The organism is Saccharibacillus deserti, from assembly GCF_013618475.1.
GTDB lineage: Bacteria > Bacillota > Bacilli > Paenibacillales > Paenibacillaceae > Saccharibacillus > Saccharibacillus deserti.
On record NZ_JABJVN010000008.1, the window covers coordinates 201,294 to 220,418 of the forward strand.

At 60.0% G+C, this 19,125-nt stretch carries 19 protein-coding genes; 3 read left to right on the forward strand and 16 right to left on the reverse strand.

The features are described 5' to 3' along the window. Positions 1-30: 30 nt before the first annotated feature. Positions 31-591 (reverse strand): hypothetical protein, encoded by a 561-nt coding sequence (locus tag HOP44_RS18850; RefSeq protein ID WP_172256238.1) that lies wholly within the window; start codon positions 589-591, stop codon positions 31-33. A gap of 302 nt (positions 592-893) precedes the next feature. Then, the gene (locus HOP44_RS18855) at positions 894-1,538 is read right to left on the reverse strand and encodes a pyroglutamyl-peptidase I (RefSeq protein ID WP_172256240.1); all 645 of its coding nucleotides are present in this window, start codon (positions 1,536-1,538) and stop codon (positions 894-896) included. Between the two features lie 191 nt (positions 1,539-1,729). Here HOP44_RS18855 and HOP44_RS18860 point away from each other — a divergent pair, with 191 nt between their 5' ends. Then, complete coding sequence (locus HOP44_RS18860) at positions 1,730-2,245, forward strand: hypothetical protein (RefSeq protein ID WP_172256242.1); 516 nt, start codon at positions 1,730-1,732, stop codon at positions 2,243-2,245. A 178-nt stretch (positions 2,246-2,423) separates the two neighbouring features. Here HOP44_RS18860 and HOP44_RS18865 read toward each other — a convergent pair whose 3' ends face one another. Then, positions 2,424-4,337: an acyltransferase family protein gene (locus HOP44_RS18865; RefSeq protein WP_172256244.1), complete on the reverse strand. Its 1,914-nt coding sequence runs from the start codon at positions 4,335-4,337 to the stop codon at positions 2,424-2,426. Positions 4,338-4,535: 198 nt separating this feature from the next. Between HOP44_RS18865 and HOP44_RS18870 the strand changes: the two genes are divergently transcribed. Continuing rightward, the gene (locus HOP44_RS18870) at positions 4,536-5,009 is read left to right on the forward strand and encodes a small multi-drug export protein (RefSeq protein WP_172256246.1); all 474 of its coding nucleotides are present in this window, start codon (positions 4,536-4,538) and stop codon (positions 5,007-5,009) included. A gap of 105 nt (positions 5,010-5,114) precedes the next feature. Here the strand turns inward: HOP44_RS18870 and HOP44_RS18875 are convergent, their stop codons facing one another. The 12 genes from HOP44_RS18875 to HOP44_RS18930 form a co-directional block, all read right to left on the reverse strand. After that, positions 5,115-6,185: an ABC transporter substrate-binding protein gene (locus HOP44_RS18875; RefSeq protein ID WP_172256248.1), complete on the reverse strand. Its 1,071-nt coding sequence runs from the start codon at positions 6,183-6,185 to the stop codon at positions 5,115-5,117. Beyond that, on the reverse strand, positions 6,182-7,003 hold the full coding sequence (locus HOP44_RS18880; protein WP_172256250.1) for an ABC transporter permease: 822 nt from the start codon (positions 7,001-7,003) through the stop codon (positions 6,182-6,184). Before HOP44_RS18880 ends, HOP44_RS18875 begins: the two co-directional genes overlap by 4 nt. Continuing rightward, entirely contained in the window at positions 7,000-7,818 is an 819-nt protein-coding gene (locus HOP44_RS18885; RefSeq protein WP_172256252.1) for an ABC transporter permease, read from the reverse strand. Before HOP44_RS18885 ends, HOP44_RS18880 begins: the two co-directional genes overlap by 4 nt. Continuing rightward, complete coding sequence (locus HOP44_RS18890; RefSeq protein ID WP_172256321.1) at positions 7,808-8,935, reverse strand: ATP-binding cassette domain-containing protein; 1,128 nt, start codon at positions 8,933-8,935, stop codon at positions 7,808-7,810. The genes HOP44_RS18885 and HOP44_RS18890 overlap by 11 nt, the downstream gene beginning before the upstream one ends. A gap of 195 nt (positions 8,936-9,130) precedes the next feature. Further along, on the reverse strand, positions 9,131-10,324 hold the full coding sequence (locus HOP44_RS18895; RefSeq protein WP_172256254.1) for a GNAT family N-acetyltransferase: 1,194 nt from the start codon (positions 10,322-10,324) through the stop codon (positions 9,131-9,133). Then, the gene (locus tag HOP44_RS18900; protein ID WP_172256256.1) at positions 10,302-11,654 is read right to left on the reverse strand and encodes a F390 synthetase-related protein; all 1,353 of its coding nucleotides are present in this window, start codon (positions 11,652-11,654) and stop codon (positions 10,302-10,304) included. Before HOP44_RS18900 ends, HOP44_RS18895 begins: the two co-directional genes overlap by 23 nt. Before the next feature lie 138 nt (positions 11,655-11,792). Further along, positions 11,793-12,806 carry an MBL fold metallo-hydrolase gene (locus HOP44_RS18905; protein ID WP_246369925.1) on the reverse strand — a complete coding sequence of 338 codons (1,014 nt, stop codon included), beginning with the start codon at positions 12,804-12,806 and terminating at the stop codon, positions 11,793-11,795. Next, complete coding sequence (locus tag HOP44_RS18910) at positions 12,803-13,810, reverse strand: NAD-dependent epimerase/dehydratase family protein (RefSeq protein WP_172256260.1); 1,008 nt, start codon at positions 13,808-13,810, stop codon at positions 12,803-12,805. The genes HOP44_RS18905 and HOP44_RS18910 overlap by 4 nt, the downstream gene beginning before the upstream one ends. 202 nt (positions 13,811-14,012) lie before the next feature. Then, positions 14,013-15,431 carry an ATP-grasp domain-containing protein gene (locus HOP44_RS18915; RefSeq protein WP_172256262.1) on the reverse strand — a complete coding sequence of 473 codons (1,419 nt, stop codon included), beginning with the start codon at positions 15,429-15,431 and terminating at the stop codon, positions 14,013-14,015. Positions 15,432-15,469: 38 nt separating this feature from the next. After that, the gene (locus HOP44_RS18920) at positions 15,470-16,468 is read right to left on the reverse strand and encodes a beta-ketoacyl-ACP synthase III (RefSeq protein WP_172256264.1); all 999 of its coding nucleotides are present in this window, start codon (positions 16,466-16,468) and stop codon (positions 15,470-15,472) included. Positions 16,469-16,680: 212 nt separating this feature from the next. Continuing rightward, complete coding sequence (locus tag HOP44_RS18925) at positions 16,681-16,896, reverse strand: cold-shock protein (protein ID WP_172194636.1); 216 nt, start codon at positions 16,894-16,896, stop codon at positions 16,681-16,683. A gap of 162 nt (positions 16,897-17,058) precedes the next feature. Next, on the reverse strand, positions 17,059-17,259 hold the full coding sequence (locus HOP44_RS18930) for a cold-shock protein (protein ID WP_018976919.1): 201 nt from the start codon (positions 17,257-17,259) through the stop codon (positions 17,059-17,061). Between the two features lie 296 nt (positions 17,260-17,555). On the opposite strand from HOP44_RS18930, the gene HOP44_RS23195 reads away from it, so the two are divergent. Further along, entirely contained in the window at positions 17,556-18,380 is an 825-nt protein-coding gene (locus HOP44_RS23195) for a Dyp-type peroxidase (RefSeq protein WP_172256266.1), read from the forward strand. Between the two features lie 74 nt (positions 18,381-18,454). On the opposite strand, the gene HOP44_RS18940 is transcribed toward HOP44_RS23195, so the two are convergent. Beyond that, positions 18,455-19,003: a guanylate kinase gene (locus HOP44_RS18940; RefSeq protein WP_172256268.1), complete on the reverse strand. Its 549-nt coding sequence runs from the start codon at positions 19,001-19,003 to the stop codon at positions 18,455-18,457. Positions 19,004-19,125 lie beyond the last annotated feature (122 nt).

Here is a 19,125-nt window from a genome sequence, read left to right on the forward strand (position 1 = left end):
CCGATAACAGATGACTGCGGCTGCAGGCTTCTATACGGTGACGTCGAAGTTGCGGCCGACCTTCACTGTTCGAGCCGGTTCGGAGCGGTTTTCCCAAGGAGGAATCGTTCCCGGTGCTGCCGGAGGCGCATACAGGGAACCCAGCGATTCGAACGAACCCAACATGGCCCGCGCGTAATCGTCTCCGCCTTTCGGAGCTTTTGGCGTTACTCCTGCCCCTGGCTGCGCGCTCGAAGATTCTTCTTCCGTTTCTTCGGGAAGAGAGAATGTCGGCTGCTGCGGTTCGGGCTCGCTATGCTCCCGATCCGGCCGCCCTTGTACCGTGAATTCCGGCCGTTCGCCGTTGGCTGTATCCAGCAGCGCAATATGGCGTTCCAGCAGCGCGATATGCCGCCTGATGCGCATAGCCCGCTGTTCGCGGTCCTGCTCGGAAGCGGGAAGCTGAAGAACGCGGGAAAGCTCGACTTCCAGACTAGCTTTGCGGTTCTCGAGCGGTGCCTTGCCGTGGCGGCTCGGCGTGTACGAAGAATTCAGTGCCGGCAATCCGCCGATCGGTACAACGGAGCCCATTCTGCCTTGTATACTGCTCATCGAAGCCATCCGCCTTTCCTTTTTTCAAGAATGAAAAACGCCGAATGCCGAATTTGCAACCTGTCCAACCGTAGTTCGTCAACAATCGAAAATGTCTCTGCATGATCACGTGGGCTCGACAGGCACAAGCGGATTCGTGGCCGGAGCAGGTCAAAACAAACGGAGAAGGATGTCGGTTCCGTATCATTACCCGGTTTCTGGCGCTTGTAACAAGAAAACCAAAAAAATGGGCGGAATACGACAAAGTTCGTCAAGGCAGCGGATGGGACAGTACCGGCGTACCGGATGCTTCACACCATGGGTTATCGGCTGTCTTGTAGGCGCACCGCCTGCACCGTGATCTGCACCGCAATACGCAGAGCTTCGAGCAGCGTCTCCTGCGGAAGCGAAGGCAGCGAAGGCTTGAGCGCGGCGAGACGGGTCGAAGCCGGAAAATGGATAAATCCCGCAAGCGCCTGCGATTTTTCCGTGTTCAAATCATCCAGCAGCGCATACATCGTATTGTTGCAGATATACGTTCCGGCCGTATTCGATACCGCCGAAGGAATACCCGCCGCGCAGAGCGCCTGCGAGATTTCACGGATCGGCAGCGTCGCAAACAGTCCATCCGGTCCTCCAACGCGAATCGGTTCGTCTCTCGGACTGCGGCCCGCATTGTCGGCATACCGCTCCGTGTCTTTGACGTTGATCGCGATCCGCTCCGGAGTGACGGCCGTTCTTCCCGCCGCCAGACCGCAGGCGATCACGGCATCCGGACTCAGCCGCTTCACTTCGTCCAGCAGCGCTGCCGCTCCCGCATCGTAACGGACCGGAAGCAGCAGCGTGTGCAGTTCCACATCCGTATATCCTTCTCCCAAAAATCCGACGCCGATCTGCTCCAGCAGTTCCTGCGTCGGATTGATCGGCGATTCGCCGAACGGTTCAAAGCCCGAAATCAAAATATTCATCTCTATTCTCCTTTGTCGTCGATAAATCGGTCTTAAGACCGAGTCCTTTTCAACCTGCTGCACGAGGCGCCGGTCCGCACACCAGGCGTATAGTGAACCTAAAGAGTCTACGGGTGGTCGGATTTAACTTGCAGAACGGATTCGGCACGCCTGACCGGTACATAAATATAAAATATAGAGGAGAGGTTGTTATGTCAAAAAAAGCGATTTTGGGTCCGCTGCTCATTTTGTTGGGGGCGTATCTGCTGCTCGGCCAAGGAACCGGGATGAATTCGGGCATGATTTTCGGCTATTTCTGGGCTTCGCTGTTCATCCTTCCGCTGGGACTGTTCTTCCATTGGATGTATTTCTCGATGACGCACGGACGCGCTCCCGGCCTGTTGATTCCCGGCGGGATTCTGGTTACGGTCGCGATCGTATGCCAGGCCGCGATGCTGTTCGACAGTTGGGACGTCATGTGGCCGGGATTCATTCTCGCGCCGGCCGTCGGTCTGTTCGAATTCTACTGCTTCGGAGGCCGCAACCGCTGGCTGCTGATCCCCATCAATATTCTGACGGTGCTGTCGCTGCTCTTCTTTGCGGTATTCTCGATCGAAGCGCTGACGACACGTACATTCATGGAGCAACCCCTGCTGGCTTTCGTGCTGATCGTGCTGGGCGCTCTCCTGCTCTTTCCTTTCGGTAAAAATGCCAAAGCCAAAATCTGATCGGCTTCACGCTGCGCTTTTTCCAAATACAGGGTGGCTTCCGTACCGGGTTCCGGTCCGCCGGAGCCGAACGCCGCGCACAGCGAAAAGCCCCGTTTTTTCGCACCGAGCGAAAAACGGGGCTTTCGTCTGCCGGGGAGGCTTCTCCCCGCTTGCAGGGAAGCTTCCCGGGCCGTACTCAGGAACTCTTCAGCGCTTCGATCAGCAGCTGCGTATAGGCTCTTGCACCGGCCGGCATCAGGTGAACGCCGTCCCGTGCAAAGTAGTCGTCGCGTCCGGCACTGGCCGAATACCAATCGATCAGAAGAACCCGGTCGTCGCGCTGCGCGGCGCGCTCCAACGCGCTGTTGACGACACTCTCCCAGGGACGCGGCACGCGGGTATTGACCAGAATGATCTTCTTGGCTTCGGGCAGCTTTGCCAGCAGGCCGTCGAGCTGTTCATCCGTAAACGAACCGTTCGTGCCCAACTGGATCACGACCGTCGCTCCGATCTCTCCCTGCGCCTCCAACTGGTCGATCAGTGCCGGCGCCTGCGACATCTGGCGTCCGACCAGTCCGTCGACCTGGATCCCCGGCAGCTCCGCCGTCAGGTACGGCTCGATATCGAGCATAACCGAATCGCCGATCGCCGTCATGCCGACCCCGGTTCCCGCCGGCAGCGGACTGCCGGATGCGTCATCCACGGCCTCCGACCCGGTGCCGGCGGAGGCCTGCGCCGGATCCGCGGCCGGAGCCTGCACGGCAGGGGTATCCGTTCCGGCATAAGGCGTCTGCGCTTCGGCCGGAGGAGCCAGGCGGTTCATGGCGAAGCCAAGCACCAGCACAAGCGCCGCGGTTCCCGCGAGTGTCCGAAGCAGCCGCTTGCGGCCGATATCGGGTTCGCGCATGACCCGCTTCCACCATCTGCCGAACGCGCCGGTACGTACCGGCTGTTCGATATAGCGGTACGACAACGCCGCAAGCACGAAGCTGACCAGCAGCTGCAGCAGGATGCGGGTCATGTTCGGTCCGCCCGTATTGACGAGCGGCGTCGTCAATACGATCACGGGATAATGCCACAGATAGAGCCCGTAGGAGCGCGCGCCGATCCAGCGCAGCGGCTTGGCGCCGAGTATGCTGCCGAGGCGGCAGGCCGGATGGGCCAGCGCCGCCACCAGAATGGTGGTGGCAAGCGACAGCAGGACCATGCCGCCGCGGTACAGGAACGTCCCGTAGTCGTTGGACTTGAAGATCAGCACCGCGATCACGATCAGGCAGACCGTCGCCGTAATATCGAGCGTCTTCGTCGCCGACTTGGAGATATTCGTCTTCAGCTTGCGGCTCGGCCAGACCACGGCCAACGCCGCGCCGATCAGCAGCGAGAACAGGCGCGTATCGGTGCCGTAATAGACACGGCTCGGATCTTCGCCCGGATGGTACATGATCCCCATCGCGAGTGCCGAAGCCAGCGAGAGTCCGGCCAGCACAAGCGCAAGCTTACCCCGGTTCTTCTGGGCGAGGACAAGTCCGATCCCGAGCAGCACCGGCCAGAAGATGTAGAACTGCTCTTCGACCGCAAGCGACCAGAGATGGCCAAGCGGCGACAGGGGACCGAAGCTCTCGAAGTACGAAACTTCGTGGAAGATCAGCCACCAGTTGCTGTAATAGAACAAGGCGGCCGGAACATCGCCGAGCATCGCCGGAAGCCGGCTCCGATCGACCAGAATCGACCACAAGACCGTCGCCAGCACGACCGCCAGCATCGCCGGAAGCAGCCGTTTGGCCCGGCGGATCCAGAAATCTTTCATATCGAAGCGGCCGGTCCGGTCCCACTGCGCCAGCAGGATATCCGTAATCAGGTAGCCCGACAATACGAAGAACATGGTTACACCCAGCAGTCCTCCCGGTGCCCACTGCGTATGAAGATGATAAAAAATGACGGCCAGCACCGCAAGCGCACGCAGTCCGTCCAGTCCCGGCATGTATCGGCCCGCGCCCGGTTTGGGCTGCTCGGCCGCCGGGTCACGGCGCCGAGGCGGCGGGGAATCGTTTCCGGCATAACGCCGATTTTCGCTTTTCGCCTCGTTGCCTGCATATCGTCCGTTGCTCATGGCCTCTGCCCTTTCGACATCTCGAATAGTCCGATTTTTGAAAATCTAAGTTCTATTATAGCAGGCCCCCGATGGATATCTAGAATGAGGCTGGAGAAAGTTTACAGGAACGTGCGAAACATTTGAATTTTAACTGAGCAACCGATAAGATAAGCGGGATTGCGCAGTATACCCATGCCGAAAGCGAGGCTCACATCTATGTTCGAATGGATTCGGGAATTGGACTTGTTCTGGCAGTACGCGGCTCTATTTCTTCTGGCGGCCGCCCCTTCACTCGATATTTTTATCGTCGTCCCTCTCGGCATCCTTTGGGGTCTTCCCCCGGTTGCCGTCTCGATCATCGGATTCGCGGGCAATTTCCTTATGGTAATCCTGATCGGATTGTTTTTTGCGCGGGTATCCGCATGGATGGAGCGTCAGCGTCTCAAGAAAGGCCGGACCTCTTCTTCCAAAAGAGAAACGCGGGCCAGGCGAATCTGGGAAAAATACGGCGTGCCCGGTCTGGCTCTGGTCGCTCCGGCTATGGTCGGAACCGATATCGCCGCGGTACTCGCCCTGTCGTTCGGTTCTTCACGGCGTTGGGTGATGGGCTGGATGGCGGTCAGTCTGACCGTATGGACCGTCATCATGGCCGTCGGTTCCGTGTACGGATTGAGCTACGCGAAGCAGTAACCTCCTCCCGAAAGCCTTCCCTGGCTTATCGGACTCAAAAACCCGTTTGCGCCTGGGCGCAAACGGGTTTTTTGGGTGATATTTTTGGGCACACCGATTTTAACTTTATGAACCGTTCATCTTGAACTGAAGGAACAGCTCGTTGTAACGGACCAGCATCTTTTTGCCCAAATTCTCGTACACTTCAAGCTGCGCCGTCAGCTCGTCGGACGGATAGAAACGCTCGTCGCCCGAAATCTCTTCCGGCAGCAGCGCAAGCGCCGCGTCGTTCGGCGTCGAATACCCGACATACTCCGTATTTTGCGCATTCACTTCGGGATCGAGCATAAAGTTGATAAATGCCATCGCTCCGTCGACATTCTGCGCCGTTTTCGGAACGACCATGTTGTCGAAGTACAGATTGGACCCTTCTTTGGGCACCACATAGTCGAGTTCTTCGTTCTCGCCCATGATCTCCGAAGCGTCGCCCGAGAATACGAGTCCCGCCGCCGCTTCGCCGTTCGCAAGCAGCAGCTTGATCTCGTCGCCGACGATCGCTTTGACATTCGGAGACAGCTGCATCAGATGATCCAGCGCCTGCTGCAGATGGGCTTCGTTCGTATCGTTCAGCGAATACCCCTGGCTGACAAGCCCGGTTCCGATCACTTCCCGCGCTCCGTCCGTCAGCAGAACGTCGTTGCGGAGCGTCGGGTCCCACAGGTCTTTCCAGCTTTCGAAAGTCAGATCCGTCAGATCGGGGTTGTAGACCACGCCGAGCGTTCCCCAGAAATACGGCATCGAATAGGCGTTGCCCGGATCGAACGACAAATCGAGAAACTTGGGATCGATATACTTCATATTCGGAATCTTGGCATGATCGAGCGGAATGAGCAGTTTCTCTTCCCGCATCTTCTCGATCGCATAATCGGACGGGATCGCCACATCGAACGTCGTACCGCCCTGCTCGATCTTGGTCAGCATCGCTTCGTTCGAATCGAATGTCTGATAGATAACCGTGATACCCGTTTCCTCCTGGAAGCGGTCGAGCAGTTCGGGATCGATATAATCGCCCCAATTGTAGATGGTCAGCGTGTTGCCGCTGCTGTATCCCTCGCTCGAGTTCAAGCGGTTCGCCAGAAACATCAGCGCGAAAGCCGCAGCCAGAATCAGGATCAGCGTGCGCGTCATCGATTTCATTCCGGCACCCCCATTCGCGCGGCCGCATCGGCCAGCTTGCGCTTTTCGCCGCGGCGCATCGAAATATAGTAGGCGACAACGAGGAACACGGTGAACAGGAAGATCAGCGTGGACAGCGCATTGATCGACAGCGAGACGCCCTGCCGCGCCCGCGAGTAGATTTCGACAGCAAGTGTCGAATACCCGCTGCCCGTTACGAAGAACGTGACGGCAAAATCGTCCAGCGAATACGTCAGCGCCATGAAGAAACCGCTGAAGATGCCGGGACGAATAAACGGCAGCACGACTTTGGTGAATACATCGCGCTTGCTCGCTCCGAGATCGCGCGCCGCGTCAAGCAGCGTCGGGCTCATCTCCTGCAGTCTCGGCAGGATCATCAGCACCGTGATCGGGATACTGAACGCCACGTGCGAGATCAGCACCGAAGCGAAACCGAGCTTGATTCCCACCATCGTGAACAGGATGAGGAACGAAGCGCCGATGATGACATCGGGACTGACGATCAGCACATTGTTGAGCGACAGCAGCGTATTCTTGAGCCGCGCGCGCCGCATATTCTCGATCGCGAGCGATCCGAATACCCCGATGATCGTTGCGATCGTCGAAGACAGAAGAGCGATGACCAGCGTATTGATCACGATGATGATCAGCCGGGTATCCGCGAACACTTCTTTGTAGTAATCCAGCGTAAAGCTTTCAAAGCCGTGCATCGTGCCGCCGCTGTTGAACGAATAGAACATCAGGTACAGGATCGGCGCATACAGAACGGCGAAGACCAGCACCAGATACAGATTGGAGATTCCGTTCTTCTTTCTCATTTGCGCACCCCCTTCCGGCTGCCGCCGGTAAGGAACATGATGACGGCCATCGCGACGATCAGGAATACGGCGACGGTCGAACCCATGCCCCAGTCCTGCGTGACCAGAAAGTGCTGTTCGATCGCCGTACCGAGCGTGATGACTTTGTTGCCGGCGATCAGACGCGTAATCATGAACAGCGACAGCGCCGGGATAAACACGGAGATGCAGCCCGATTTGACGCCCGAGAGCGTCAGCGGGAAAATGACCCGGCGGAACGTGATCCAGCCCGAAGCGCCCAGATCGCGGGCGGCATCGGTAAGCGACACGTTCAGTTCCTCGAGGGCGTTATAGATCGGCATGATCATGAACGGCACGAAGATATAGATCGACACGAAAACGAAGCTTCCGCTTGTAAACAGCAGCTGCTGCTCGCCGAATCCGATCGAGCCGAGCAGCGCATTGATCGGACCGCTCGTGCCGAAGATGCCGATAAACGCATACGTCTTGAGCAGCAGATTGATCCAGGTCGGCAGGATGATGAGCAGAAGCCACAGCTGCTTGTGCTTGGTCCGCGTCAGCAGATACGCCGCCGGATACGCGATCAGCAGCGAGAACAGCGTAATGAGGAACGCGTACCAGAACGAACTCAGCGTCATGCTCAGATATACGGGAGTAAAGAAGTCCGCATAGTTCGACAGGGTAAAACGTCCCGATACATCGAACAGCGAATAATAGACGACCAGCACGACAGGCGCGATCACAAACAGCACGACCCAGAGGTAATACGGAATATAGGCGAGCGACCGCGCGTTTACGTTGTCCTTATCTTTCATTCGCGCCGACCCCGGTTTCTTCTTCGTCCTCCTCGTAAGCCTCGAGCCGGCGGTCGAATTCTTCTTCCGTTTCGCCGAAACGCATAACGTGGATCGCTTCCGGATCGAACGTCAGTCCGATGCGGGCGCCGACTTCGGCGCGTTTGGTGGAATGGACAAGCCATTCATGCCCGGAATCGTCGTAGCAGCTGATCTCGTAATGGACGCCCCGGAACAGCTGCGAATCGACGCGGACCTGCATCTTGCCGGCTTCCGGCGTCGTGATCTCCAGATCTTCCGGACGGACGACGATCTCGATCGGTTCGCCGGGACGCAGCCCCGCATCGACACATTCGTAGCGCCGTCCGTTGAACTCGACCAGATAGTCTTCGATCATGATGCCCGGCACGATATTCGACTCGCCGATAAAATCGGCCACGAAGCGGTTGATCGGCTCGTCATAAATGTCGTTCGGCGTGCCGCTCTGTTCGATCCGGCCCTGGTTCATGACGAAAATATAATCCGACATCGCCAGCGCCTCTTCCTGGTCGTGCGTGACGAAGATGAACGTGATGCCCAGACGCTGCTGCAGCTCGCGCAGGACGTACTGCATCTCGGTACGCAGCTTGAGGTCGAGCGCGGACAGCGGCTCGTCGAGCAGCAGCACTTCCGGCTCGTTCACGATCGCCCGGGCGATCGCCACGCGCTGGCGCTGGCCGCCGGACATCTCGGTAATCCCGCGGCTTTCGTAACCGTCGAGATTGACCATTTTCAGCGCTTCGGCCACTTTGGCCGCTACGACGTTCTGCTTCATTTTTTTGATCCGCAGGCCGAATGCGACGTTCTCGAACACATTTAGATGCGGGAAAAGGGCATAGTCCTGAAATACGGTATTGACCTGTCTTTTCTCCGGCGGCACTTTGTTGATGACCCGCCCGCCCAGATAAATCGAACCTTCCGTCGGCTCCATGAATCCCGCGATCATACGCAGGATGGTCGTTTTGCCGCAGCCCGAAGGACCGAGCAGCGTGTAGAACTTGCCCCGCTCGATTTCGAAATCGATCTTTTTGAGTACGGTCAGTCCGTCTTCGTACTGCTTCGTTACGGACTCGAAACGAATGATGTGCGGATCTGCGATGATGAAACCCCTCCTCTGGCAACAGGATATCCGGACCCCGATCGGCTCCGGTCGTTTTCTGTCATTTGGCTGTATCGTTAACCTGTTTCTAACCGTTATTCTATAGAAAAAAACGCATAAACGCTACATTTCTATGTATGCGGACGTCGCTTTCTTGGTCAAATTCTCCGAAAACCGCCCGCTTCCAGCCCGATCTTAAAACTTGTATTTGCGCATGATCGGCACGCCGACCCGGTTCAGCAGAGGCGACAGCAGCGCCCAGCCTGTTCGGCGCCAGGGCGGCAGATGCCGATCGTATACGGCGCTGTATTCGATCTCCGCTTCCGCGCCGCGGTTGCGTTTGAACTGCGCCGCTCCGGCACTCTCGTGCAGCAGCCCGCCTTCTTCCGCCGCCAGACTCAGCAGCAGGGCCGACAGCATGCGGTACAGCCCGGTCTCCTGCGCGATGCCCGTATCGTAGCCGAACACGGGCGTCGTCATGATCCCGCCTTGCAGGTAATAACCGAGCACGGCATCGAGCCGGCCGCTTGACCGGGAGCGCAGCGCATACAGCTTCAGCAGTCCCAGATGCAGCGCCTGTTCGAAGAACAGCGGCGTAAATACCGGGTTGTGCGACGAGTATTTGTCGATATACAGCAGCCGGTACAGCTCGGCCAGGCGCGGCGCGTCCGCGGCCTGCAGCCGATCCGGGCCGCAGACGTCATACCCGTGTTTGTCCAGCAGCCGATAATCGCGTTTGTGGAGCCAGCGGGCTTTCGACGGAATTTTGTCCGGCGCATCGTACAGATAGACCTGCCGGCTCGGTACAAGCCGGAAGCCCTTGTCGGTCAGCGTATCGAGATACACGGGCGTCGTGCGGCGGTTCAGCGACCGGAAGACGATCGAGTGGTCCGGGAACTCCCGAAGCAGCAGCTCCACCGCCGAAGAGATCGCTTCCGCGTCCAGTTCCGGATAGAGATTCGTCGACAGCAGCCGATTGTTGACCTGTACCGCCCGATTGAACCGCGAAGCCTTGAGCAGCAGTCCGGCCGGCGTCAGCAGGGCACCCAGCGCCGCCCGGGCCGCGCGCGACTCCAGCATGGACAGCTCTTCGCGCGCATAGCTGATGTAATGCGTATAAGGAGAAAATACGTAGGAATCGCCGTATTCCCGATCGCCCACGCTGAGCGGAAGCGTTACGCCAAGCGCTTCATGTCTCAAGGCGCGCAGCTTCGTATCCACGTTCGCGATCAGCGCCGGGACGCTCCGGCTCTGCATGGCGGCCAGCCAGCGCAGCGTGGACGCTTCGTCCTCGGACGGATTGCTGTACGGCGAATGGCCGCCCGGGTTCTCTTTTTCCGCCAGCAAACGTTCCAGATTCTTGCCTTCATACAGGTTCCATCCGGTCATTTACCGTAAACCTCCTCTGGATCCGTCTCAACTTCGCGGCTCCGGGCACGAAGGCGTAAGGCACGAATTCCGTGTCCGGCACGGCCGCGCCGATTCGCGCACACAGCTTGACCAGCGCGAGACGGACTTCGGATTCGATCCATGCGCGCTCCTCCGTTCCGTTCCCGGCAGCCGTGTCCAGCTCGACAAGCAGGCGGGTCGGCGAATCCAGGACCGCCCGGTACGCTTCCACCCGATCCGACGCGCCGATGATTGCACGCGAGACATAATCCGGGAACAGCGTCACGAATCCCGTGCCGTCTGCCGCAGGCAGCACGAACAGATCGTCGCTGCGTCCTTCGATCCGCTCAATGGCGGCAAAAGGCGACCCGCAGGCACAGGCATCCGCGCTCTCGGTCAGCAGATCGCCCAAGCGATAACGCACGATCGGCTGGGAGAAGCGGACAAAGTCCGTCACGATCGGTACGAACGTTCTGCGCTCCGCGTCTATGTATTCTTTTTCGATATGGACGACGTCTTCGTTAAGATGAAGCGTGCCGTGGCTGCAGGATGCGCCCAGAAAACCTTCGGTACACTGGTACACTTGATGGATGCGCAGGCCGAAGCTCTCCTCGATCACGCGCCGGTCCAGCGGATCCAACACCTCCGCCATCGACACCAGATGCCCGGGCGAGATCTTCAGCCGGCCCGCCTGGACTTCGCCAGCCAGCAGACGCAGCATCGACGGAGGCGCGGCCAGCACGCTCGGCCGCTGCGCGTTCAAACGCTGCACATGCCTCTCCAGGGGATGCAGCAGATCGTAGAATTCGAACGCCACCCGGCGGCTGCGCACCGATCCGTACAGATTGCTGTCGGCCCGCAGGAAAAAGGCGATCGTGTGCCCTTGAAGCAGCGGCCCGGGCAGCACGCGCTGCAAAATGGTCCCCGTCCAGGCCAGCCGTTCCCTGCGGCTGACGAGGAACAAGCCCCGGCTGCCCGACGTGCCGGACGACAGGCCGATCGTCAGGCCGCCGATCTCCGGCGTGAAATCGCGTGTGCGTTCCGCTTCCAGCGCCAGATTCATCGCGTCATCGCGGCGGATTCCCGCCGTATTCAGCGTATCGAAACGCTCCATCATAATCTTCTTGTCGATCTGCGGGAAGCGGCGCCAGTCCCGCGCATCGATCCCTGCCCACAGCTCCCGGTAAAAAGGCGACGCGGCGCGCACCCGTTCCAGGTGGCGGATCAGGCGGGGCTCGCGCCAACTGTCCAGCTTGCCTTGATCAGGGATCGAGGCACGTTTGCGGGCGGCCAGATACTGCATAAGAATATGTAGCGAATCGGTATTCATGAGCAGGTTCCTCCTTTCAAAACCAGGGATTCCAACGTCCGTCTCTGCCGCAAACAACTTCGCCCAACTCCGTTCGTCGAGGGTACGCTTCGCTGCGAGGCGGAAGCGGCGCGGCAGGGCCGAACAGGGCGAAGCGCCTTACAGCAGGCCGCCGCCCGCATAGGCCGCTTCGGCTTCCGGGCAGTGCGAAGCGATCACTTTCAGCCCGGGAAAAGCGGCGTACGTCCCGCGCAGAGCGCGGAAGCTGTCCGAGTAGGCACGGCGGTCCGGCATGATGATGCCGGCAAGCGCGCTCGGCGGCCGGTCTTCCCGGAAAGCCGCTGCCGACCAGGCGGCGTCGGCGCAGAGCAGGACCGGGCCGCGCTCCGTGCGCAGCAGCAGGCCGATCTGTCCGTAGGCGTGCCCGGGCAGATCGACGGCCAGCAGGCTGCCGTCGCCGAGCACATCGGTCACGCGGCGCCAGGCAAAACCGGGCAGGAAACCGTCCGGCAGATCCATACGCGATTCCGCCGGGAAAGGGCGTGCCCGGCGATCGAAATCGTCCGGCAGCAGCCCCGGCAGGAAGCCGCGCTTCACCGCACCGATCCCTCGCAGCGCGCGCATCTTGTCGAGTGCCTCGCGTTCGTACAGAAATTCCGCCTGCGGGAAATCGCGGAGTCCCGCTACGTGGTCCGCGTGAAAATGCGAGACGATGATCCGGCGAATTCCTTCCGGCGGAATGCCTGCGGCGCGCAGACGTTCCGCCGCACTCTGCCCCGCTTCGAACTGCACCGGCGTCGTCATCCGGTAAAGACGGGCCGGAAAAAGATCGGTCTCGCGGAAAAAGCGTTCCGAATATCCCGTATCGAACAGGATAGATCCGTGCTGCGGATGATCGATGCAGCCGAACAAGGCGGGAATGCGTACGCTGCGCAGGCTTCCGCCCCGAATAGTGACCCACTCCGGATGTCGGCAGCTGCCGGCGGAGAACAGCCGCAGCGAGACGGTCGGTGCCGGCTTCCCGGTCAGCGTCCACAAGCGGTCAAGCGCGGAGACAGCGAATGTGCCGGCCGTTTCGGAAACATCTTCCGCTGCGGACCGGCCGGAAGACTCAATCGCCCCGGCGGAAGCAGCGCAGCCGAACTCCGGTGCGTCTTCAACTTGGATATTCAATCTATGCGACCTCCTTCCTGCGCCTTGTACCATTCGGCAAAACGGTCCAGTCCTTCTTCGATACCGACAAGCGGCTTATAGCCAAGCTGCTCGCGTGCGGCGCCGATATCCAGCGTCTGGCTGCTGCCAAGCATGCCGACCAGCGCACGGGTCAGCATCGGTTCGCCGCCGTAAGGCTTCAGCTTCGCGGCCGCTTCCATGACGGCAGCGGCCGTATAAGCCGCGGCAAACGGCAGCTTCTTGATTCGAAGCGGGCGTCCCAGCTTCGCAAACAGCCGCTCCGCCGCGTCCGCGAAAGCGATCGGCGCACCCCCGCTTACATGATATAGACCGCCCGGCGTTTCGTTCGGAGCGAAAGCCGCCAGCTTGAGCGCCTGAACCGCGTCGTCCACATAGGTCAGATCGATCAGCGCCTGTCCGCCGCCGATAAACGGGACGCCCGTCCGGCGGTTCGCTTCGATCAGCCGGGGCAGGATGCTCCGGTCGCCGGGACCGTACAAAGCGCGCGGCCGGAGCACGAGGGTTCGGAGTCCCGACCGGCGCGCCCGGCCGATCTCCCGCTCGGCCAGCAGCTTGGTACGCGCGTAAGCGCTGATCTGCTTCGCGGGCAGCGGATCGGTTTCCCGTACGCCAAGCCGCTCCTTCGTCCCGAAGCATAGGCTTGGCGTGGATACGTGCACCAGCCGGGAGACTCCGGCAAGCAGACAGGCCTGGGCGATATTCGCCGTACCCGTTACATTGGCCGCCCAGAAATCGGCTTCGCGTCCCCAGGAAGCGGAATGCGCACCGCAGTGGAGCGCAATATCGAATCCGCCGGATACGGCGCGGTTCACCGCGTCAGCATCTCCTAGTTCCGTCCGGATAAACCGGATGCCGTCCCGCTCCAGCCTGCGGCCCGCTTCTTCGCTCCGTCCAAGTCCGGTTACTTCATGCCCATCTTCCAATAAGCTGCGCGCCAGACGGCCGCCAAGAAATCCCGTTGCTCCGGTCACCAGCATCTTCATTTGATTCCCTCCAGCTTTCCGATCCGATTTATTTTCGCCTTTTCTGCCTGTGTACAACTTTGGAAGACTGGATTTTTACGCTTAATTCATAGAAACCGAGCGAGCTTATCCCCGGTTTTCGCTATTCTATCCCCGGTTTGGGTATAAGCCAGCCCGAAAACGTCGTTTTTCGCACTTATCCACATGTGGGTAACCTTTTTCGCTAAAAGGCTTCTTCGCTTTTGTCCACACTCGTGCTGCCGCTTCCTTTTGGCAGGGGTGGCAGCGAATCGCTTACCGGATCGCGGCGATCTGTCTTCTGCCGCTTATCGCGTTCGCTGCGCCCGTCGGCCGCTTCCGCTCCGATCGGCTGGCCGTCCCAGCCGATATCCGACACAGATGCTTCGGACAAGGAACATCCGCTTGCAGCTGCCCGCCGGCGCAGTTCCAGCATCATCCGCAGCGCCTGCGGCAGTACCGGAGCGTCTCCGCGCCGAAGCAGGACGTCGCGCGAACCGCGCAGATCCCGCAGCCAGGCGGCAAACGCCTTCGGCCGCTTCAGCTGACCCAGGCCGCTGCCCAGCATCGGCAGCAGCAGCATCGGCGTTTGCGCCGGACAAGCTTCGATCGTTTCCCCGATCCGATCCGGCCGGGCCAGCGCATCAAGCAGATCCGGCGTTTGCGGAAGTCGGCCGCCGGACCCGTTCGGCCCGGCACCGGCATGAAGCTTCGGCCCGCCGCCTGCACTTTGCGGCGCCAGCAGCAGATGCACGCCGCTTGTGGCGCGCGGGTTGCATTCGATCGGCAGCAGCGCTCCTTCACCGGTCCGGATGAAGTCGAACGCAAGCTGACCGCTGAAGTTCGTCCGCTCCGCGAAGCGGGCCACCCATTCCCGTACCTTCGGATCGGCGTCGGGCTTGAAGCAGACGGACGCCCCGCTTGCCGTCTGCGGCGCGCGGTACGCCGCGTGCGCAAGCAGCCGCCCTTCATGCGCGGCCCCGTACGTGCACAGCAGCTCGCCCCCGGCGTATCGCTGTGCCACCCAGACCCCGCCCGCGCTTCGGGCCTGCACGCGGGCATCGTCCAGCGCCGCGTGCCTCGACAGCCGGGCCGAGAACCGGGAGAACTCCGGCTTCAGCATATAAGCCGGATCGCCGAGGCGCGGCCGCGGATTCTCGCCGGCAATCCGCTCGTCTTCGCGCCCCTGCCTTCGGCGCCAGCCGTCCGCGAAGTCCAGCCGTACCGTCTCCGGCACGGCAAAACCCAGCCGCGCGCACAGCGCGATAAACGCCCACTTGCTGTGCAGTTCGCGCAGCGTCCCAAGCGGGGGCGCCAAGACGCGGCAGTCCGGGCCGAAGTCGTCCCGGTAAGCGGAAATGTAGAAGATTTCCTCACAGGTCGGCAGCAGCAGACCGATCCGTTCCCTGCGCACGATCTCGCGCAGCGCGGCCGCGTACCCTTCCGGGTCCTGCGCCGGAGGCGGGACGCGGAAGCTTCGCTTGACCGCGCGCGAAGCCGCGCACAGCGAATGCTCGAGGCTCTCGGCCGCGTACACCTCGGCGCCCCTCCCCGCAAAACCGCGCGCCAGATCCAGCGCGCAAGGCGCGCGGCCTCCCGTAATCAGTACGCGCAGTCCGTTCATCGCGCTCCCCTCCTTCTTGGCTTATCGTTATTGCCGGTTCAATAGATCAGCACCGCTCCGCCAAGCGACAGACCGGCCGAGGTGCCGACCAGCAGCACCCGGTCGCCCCGGTTCAGCCGGCCTTCGCGCACGGCTTTGTCGAGACCGAGCGGAATCGAAGCGGCAATCACGTTCCCGTAATCCGGAGCGACGTACAGCATCTGCTCTTCGGAAATGCCCAGTTTGCGCTGAAGCAGCCGCATCGCCATGACGCTGCCCTGATGCGGCACGACAAGGTTGAAATCGTTCATGGACAGGCCCGCTCCACCCAGCAGTTCGCGCATGAAGTCCGGCAGCAGCCGGGACGCCTGGCGGAAGATGGCTTCGCCGTCCATCGAGAACAGGTAATCGGCCGCCGTTTCTTCGCTGTATCCGGGAGCCGGGAGCCCGCTTCCTCCGCCCCGGATTTCGGAATGGCGCGCACCGGCGCTATGCGTCGTCATCCGGGCATGGAGAAGGCGCGACACTTCGCCATCCGCGGAACGTTCCACAACGGCTGCGGCGGCGCCGTCTCCGAACAGCGCGGCACTTTCCTTGTCCGACCAGTTCAGTCCTTTGGAAGCGATCTCGCTGGAGACGATCAGAATCCGGCGGTATCGGCCGGCATCGATCAGGTAAGACAGGGTATCGAGCGCGGTAACAAAGCTGAGGCACGTCGAATTGATATCGAAACACGGAACCCCGGACTCTTCTTCGCCCAATGCCCGCTGGATCAAAGCCGCCGTACACGGAATCGGCTGCTGCATCGTTCCGCTGGCGCAGACCAGACAATCGATATCCCCAAAAGTCAGACCGGCCCGTTCGAGCGCTTCCCTCGCCGCATTCGCTCCCATCTCCGACGCCGTTTCCTCACCCGCAAAGTGCCGGTTGGCCACGCTGGTCTTGCGCATGACCCACCCCGGCTCCGCTCCGATTCTGCGATCGATCTCTTCGGCCGCGATACCGGTTCCCGGCAGATATCTGCCCGTACCCGTAATTTTGATATGACGCGCTCCCATAATCCTTCCCCCTTGTCTGTTGATCTCATTATACGCGTAAGCGTTCCGTAGGGTTTCTTTCCTGAAGTTGTCAGACTGCGACAAAACTCCCGTAAACGCAAAAAAACCGCTTTTGGTCCGCCGCCTGCCGCAAGCAGGCCGTACCAAAAACGGTTTTTTGTATGATGCCGATCACCTGTGCGATCTATGCCGAATGACTGCCGGTTGGCAGCTTACTTGCTCTCCGGTTTTGGATCTCCGGTCGGATTGGCCAGCACCGGAAGCATTTTCGTATCCCGCTTCATTGAAGACGAGCAGATTGGGCATTTGGGTTCGTCCTCGAACGAAAAATTGTCCCTCATCCAGCCTTTGCAGTCTTCCTTCTCGCAAGTCCATACCGCCGTGCTTTCTTTCACAAGTTCTTCGTCCTGCTTTTTACGAAAATACATGCTCGATGCCTCCCCGCATTTAATAGGGCCGCAGCCGGTCCCGGTTCTGTATCGGATTGCTCCGAATCGGATTAATTTGGATAAATTAATCCGATTCGAAGTATTCCAATGAAAAAGGACCGCTCTCAACCCATGGTTAAGAGCAGTCCGTTCTTTGGGTTCTTACAGTTTAGTTACGTTTTCGGCTTGTGGTCCGCGGTTGCCTTCAACGATGTTGAATTCTACGCGTTGTCCTTCGTCGAGGGTTTTGAAACCGTCGCCTTGGATAGCGGAGAAGTGAACGAATACGTCGCTTCCGCCTTCAACTTCGATGAAACCGTAACCTTTTTCTGCGTTAAACCATTTTACTGTTCCTGTTTCCATTAGAGAAAACCTCCAAAAATTTGATTCCGAAACTTTGGAGTAGCTCCAAGTCCCGGCAACATGCATTTTTTATGCTCCGTGGGGATATAAAAAAATCACACATTGGAAAAGGTACCATAACCCATACATGACAACCCTTTCCAATGTGTAAATCAAGGATGCCCACTCGTTATTACTTATAATCTTACCACAGAGCCGATCCAAAAGCAAACGTTTCCTACATTAAACCTTCTTTCTTTTTCCATAAGCAAGCGAGCTAATACCAGGCCGGGATCGTCACTCCGCAGCAGACCTATATGTATCTGGTCGGCTTCAAGGTGACCGCGCCGGACCGCAAGACGCTGGTGGGCCTGCTGCGGGACTGGACGCGCTTTTGCGATCTCAGCACGGGCGGCTCTTCCGCCGTCGAAGCGGGCGGCCGTCTGCTGCCGCCGAGCGACAGCGGCGAAAGCGTCGATCTGCCGGCTTCAAGACTCAGCATCACGTTCGGCTTCGGTCCATCTTTCTTCTCGCAGGATGGGCAGGATCGCTTCGGGATCTCCGCGAAGGCCCCCAAGTATCTTCAAGATATCCCCCGGATGCCCAAAGACCGGATCGACGAATCGCTGCACGATTCGGATGCCGGCTACGACGACGTCGTCTGGTGCGGCGGCGACGAACCGGCCTGGATGCGCGGCGGCAGCTATCTCGCCTACCGCAAGATCCGCATGCTGCTCGAAGTCTGGGACCGTTCTTCGCTGAAAGACCAGGAAGACACGTTCGGCCGCCACAAAGACTCCGGCGCCGCCTACGGCAGGAGCGGCGAATTCGACGCCGTCTCTCCTGCCGAACTGCCTGCGGATTCGCATGTCCGCCTCGCCAAGCAGGACGGCGCACAGATGCACCGCCGCGCTTATTCCTATACGGGCGGGATCGATGCCCGTACAGGCAACGTCGACGCCGGGCTGCTGTTTCTCAGCTATCAGCGCAACCCGGACAAGCAGTTCGTGCCCATGCTGCGTCTGATGAGCCGGACGGACAAGCTGAACGAGTATACCTCGCATATCGCCAGCGGCTTGTTCGCATGCCCGGGCGGCTGGAAGCCCGGCGAGTACGTGGGCCAGCGGCTGCTGGAAGGGTAAACCGCATTGCCGCGAACCCCAAAGACCCCTGTTTTCTTCACCCGGAAGAAAACAGGGGGTCTTTGTCAAGAGATTCAATCGATGCCGAGCAGCGGCCTCAGCGCCCGAACGATCTCTTCCGCGCGCTCCAGCGCGCCTTCGCCGCTGCGCACGATCAGATCGCATCCGGCAAGAGCCGCGATCTCTTCGTCGTAACCGGCCAGACGCGCCGCGATCTGCGCGGCGTCCGAGCCCCGCGCCAGCAGGCGCGCTTCGCATTCGGCGCGCGAAGCCGATACGCCGAGCATCAGCGCCCGCTCGCCGAGCAGCGCTTTGGCAACCCGGGCGCCGCTTGGATCCAGTACGATCGAACGAACCCCGGAGCCGCGCTCCGTCTCTTCGATCGAAGACAGCGACGTACCGTACAGATGGCCGCGATACTCGCTCGTTTCGAGCATTGCCCCTTCGTTCATCATCCGCTCAAGCGTCTCCCTCTGCGTGAAATGATAATCGACGCCGTCGGCTTCGCCGTCGCGCGGCGTTCTCGATGTCCAGGTGACGATGCGGGGCAGCCCAAGCACCGCTTGGAGCGTCGTTTTGCCCGAAGCGCTCGGCCCTTGAAAAACAACCAGCGAGACTTTCATGTTCCAACCTCCCGATACCGGATCGCCAAAAACGGCACTTTCTGCGATCCGCTCTGATAAGTGCACGGTGTATTTTCGCATGTTCGCGAAGAAATGACCAGCGCCGGTCCGCTTTTTACGAA

Bases quoted from the DNA above. Each gene is read 5' to 3' on its own strand.
- HOP44_RS18850 (WP_172256238.1), bottom strand. From the start codon at position 591: ATGAGCAGTATACAAGGCAGAATGGGCTCCGTTGTACCGATCGGCGGA.
- HOP44_RS18910 (WP_172256260.1), bottom strand. From the start codon at position 13,810: ATGAAGATGCTGGTGACCGGAGCAACGGGATTTCTTGGCGGCCGTCTG.
- HOP44_RS18930 (WP_018976919.1), bottom strand. From the start codon at position 17,259: ATGGAAACAGGAACAGTAAAATGGTTTAACGCAGAAAAAGGTTACGGT.
- HOP44_RS18865 (WP_172256244.1), bottom strand. From the start codon at position 4,337: ATGAGCAACGGACGATATGCAGGCAACGAGGCGAAAAGCGAAAATCGG.
- HOP44_RS23195 (WP_172256266.1), top strand. From the start codon at position 17,556: ATGTATCTGGTCGGCTTCAAGGTGACCGCGCCGGACCGCAAGACGCTG.
- HOP44_RS18920 (WP_172256264.1), bottom strand. From the start codon at position 16,468: ATGGGAGCGCGTCATATCAAAATTACGGGTACGGGCAGATATCTGCCG.
- HOP44_RS18870 (WP_172256246.1), top strand. From the start codon at position 4,536: ATGTTCGAATGGATTCGGGAATTGGACTTGTTCTGGCAGTACGCGGCT.
- HOP44_RS18875 (WP_172256248.1), bottom strand. From the start codon at position 6,185: ATGAAATCGATGACGCGCACGCTGATCCTGATTCTGGCTGCGGCTTTC.
- HOP44_RS18885 (WP_172256252.1), bottom strand. From the start codon at position 7,818: ATGAAAGATAAGGACAACGTAAACGCGCGGTCGCTCGCCTATATTCCG.
- HOP44_RS18860 (WP_172256242.1), top strand. From the start codon at position 1,730: ATGTCAAAAAAAGCGATTTTGGGTCCGCTGCTCATTTTGTTGGGGGCG.
- HOP44_RS18915 (WP_172256262.1), bottom strand. From the start codon at position 15,431: ATGAACGGACTGCGCGTACTGATTACGGGAGGCCGCGCGCCTTGCGCG.
- HOP44_RS18940 (WP_172256268.1), bottom strand. From the start codon at position 19,003: ATGAAAGTCTCGCTGGTTGTTTTTCAAGGGCCGAGCGCTTCGGGCAAA.
- HOP44_RS18900 (WP_172256256.1), bottom strand. From the start codon at position 11,654: ATGAATACCGATTCGCTACATATTCTTATGCAGTATCTGGCCGCCCGC.
- HOP44_RS18880 (WP_172256250.1), bottom strand. From the start codon at position 7,003: ATGAGAAAGAAGAACGGAATCTCCAATCTGTATCTGGTGCTGGTCTTC.
- HOP44_RS18925 (WP_172194636.1), bottom strand. From the start codon at position 16,896: ATGTATTTTCGTAAAAAGCAGGACGAAGAACTTGTGAAAGAAAGCACG.
- HOP44_RS18895 (WP_172256254.1), bottom strand. From the start codon at position 10,324: ATGACCGGATGGAACCTGTATGAAGGCAAGAATCTGGAACGTTTGCTG.
- HOP44_RS18855 (WP_172256240.1), bottom strand. From the start codon at position 1,538: ATGAATATTTTGATTTCGGGCTTTGAACCGTTCGGCGAATCGCCGATC.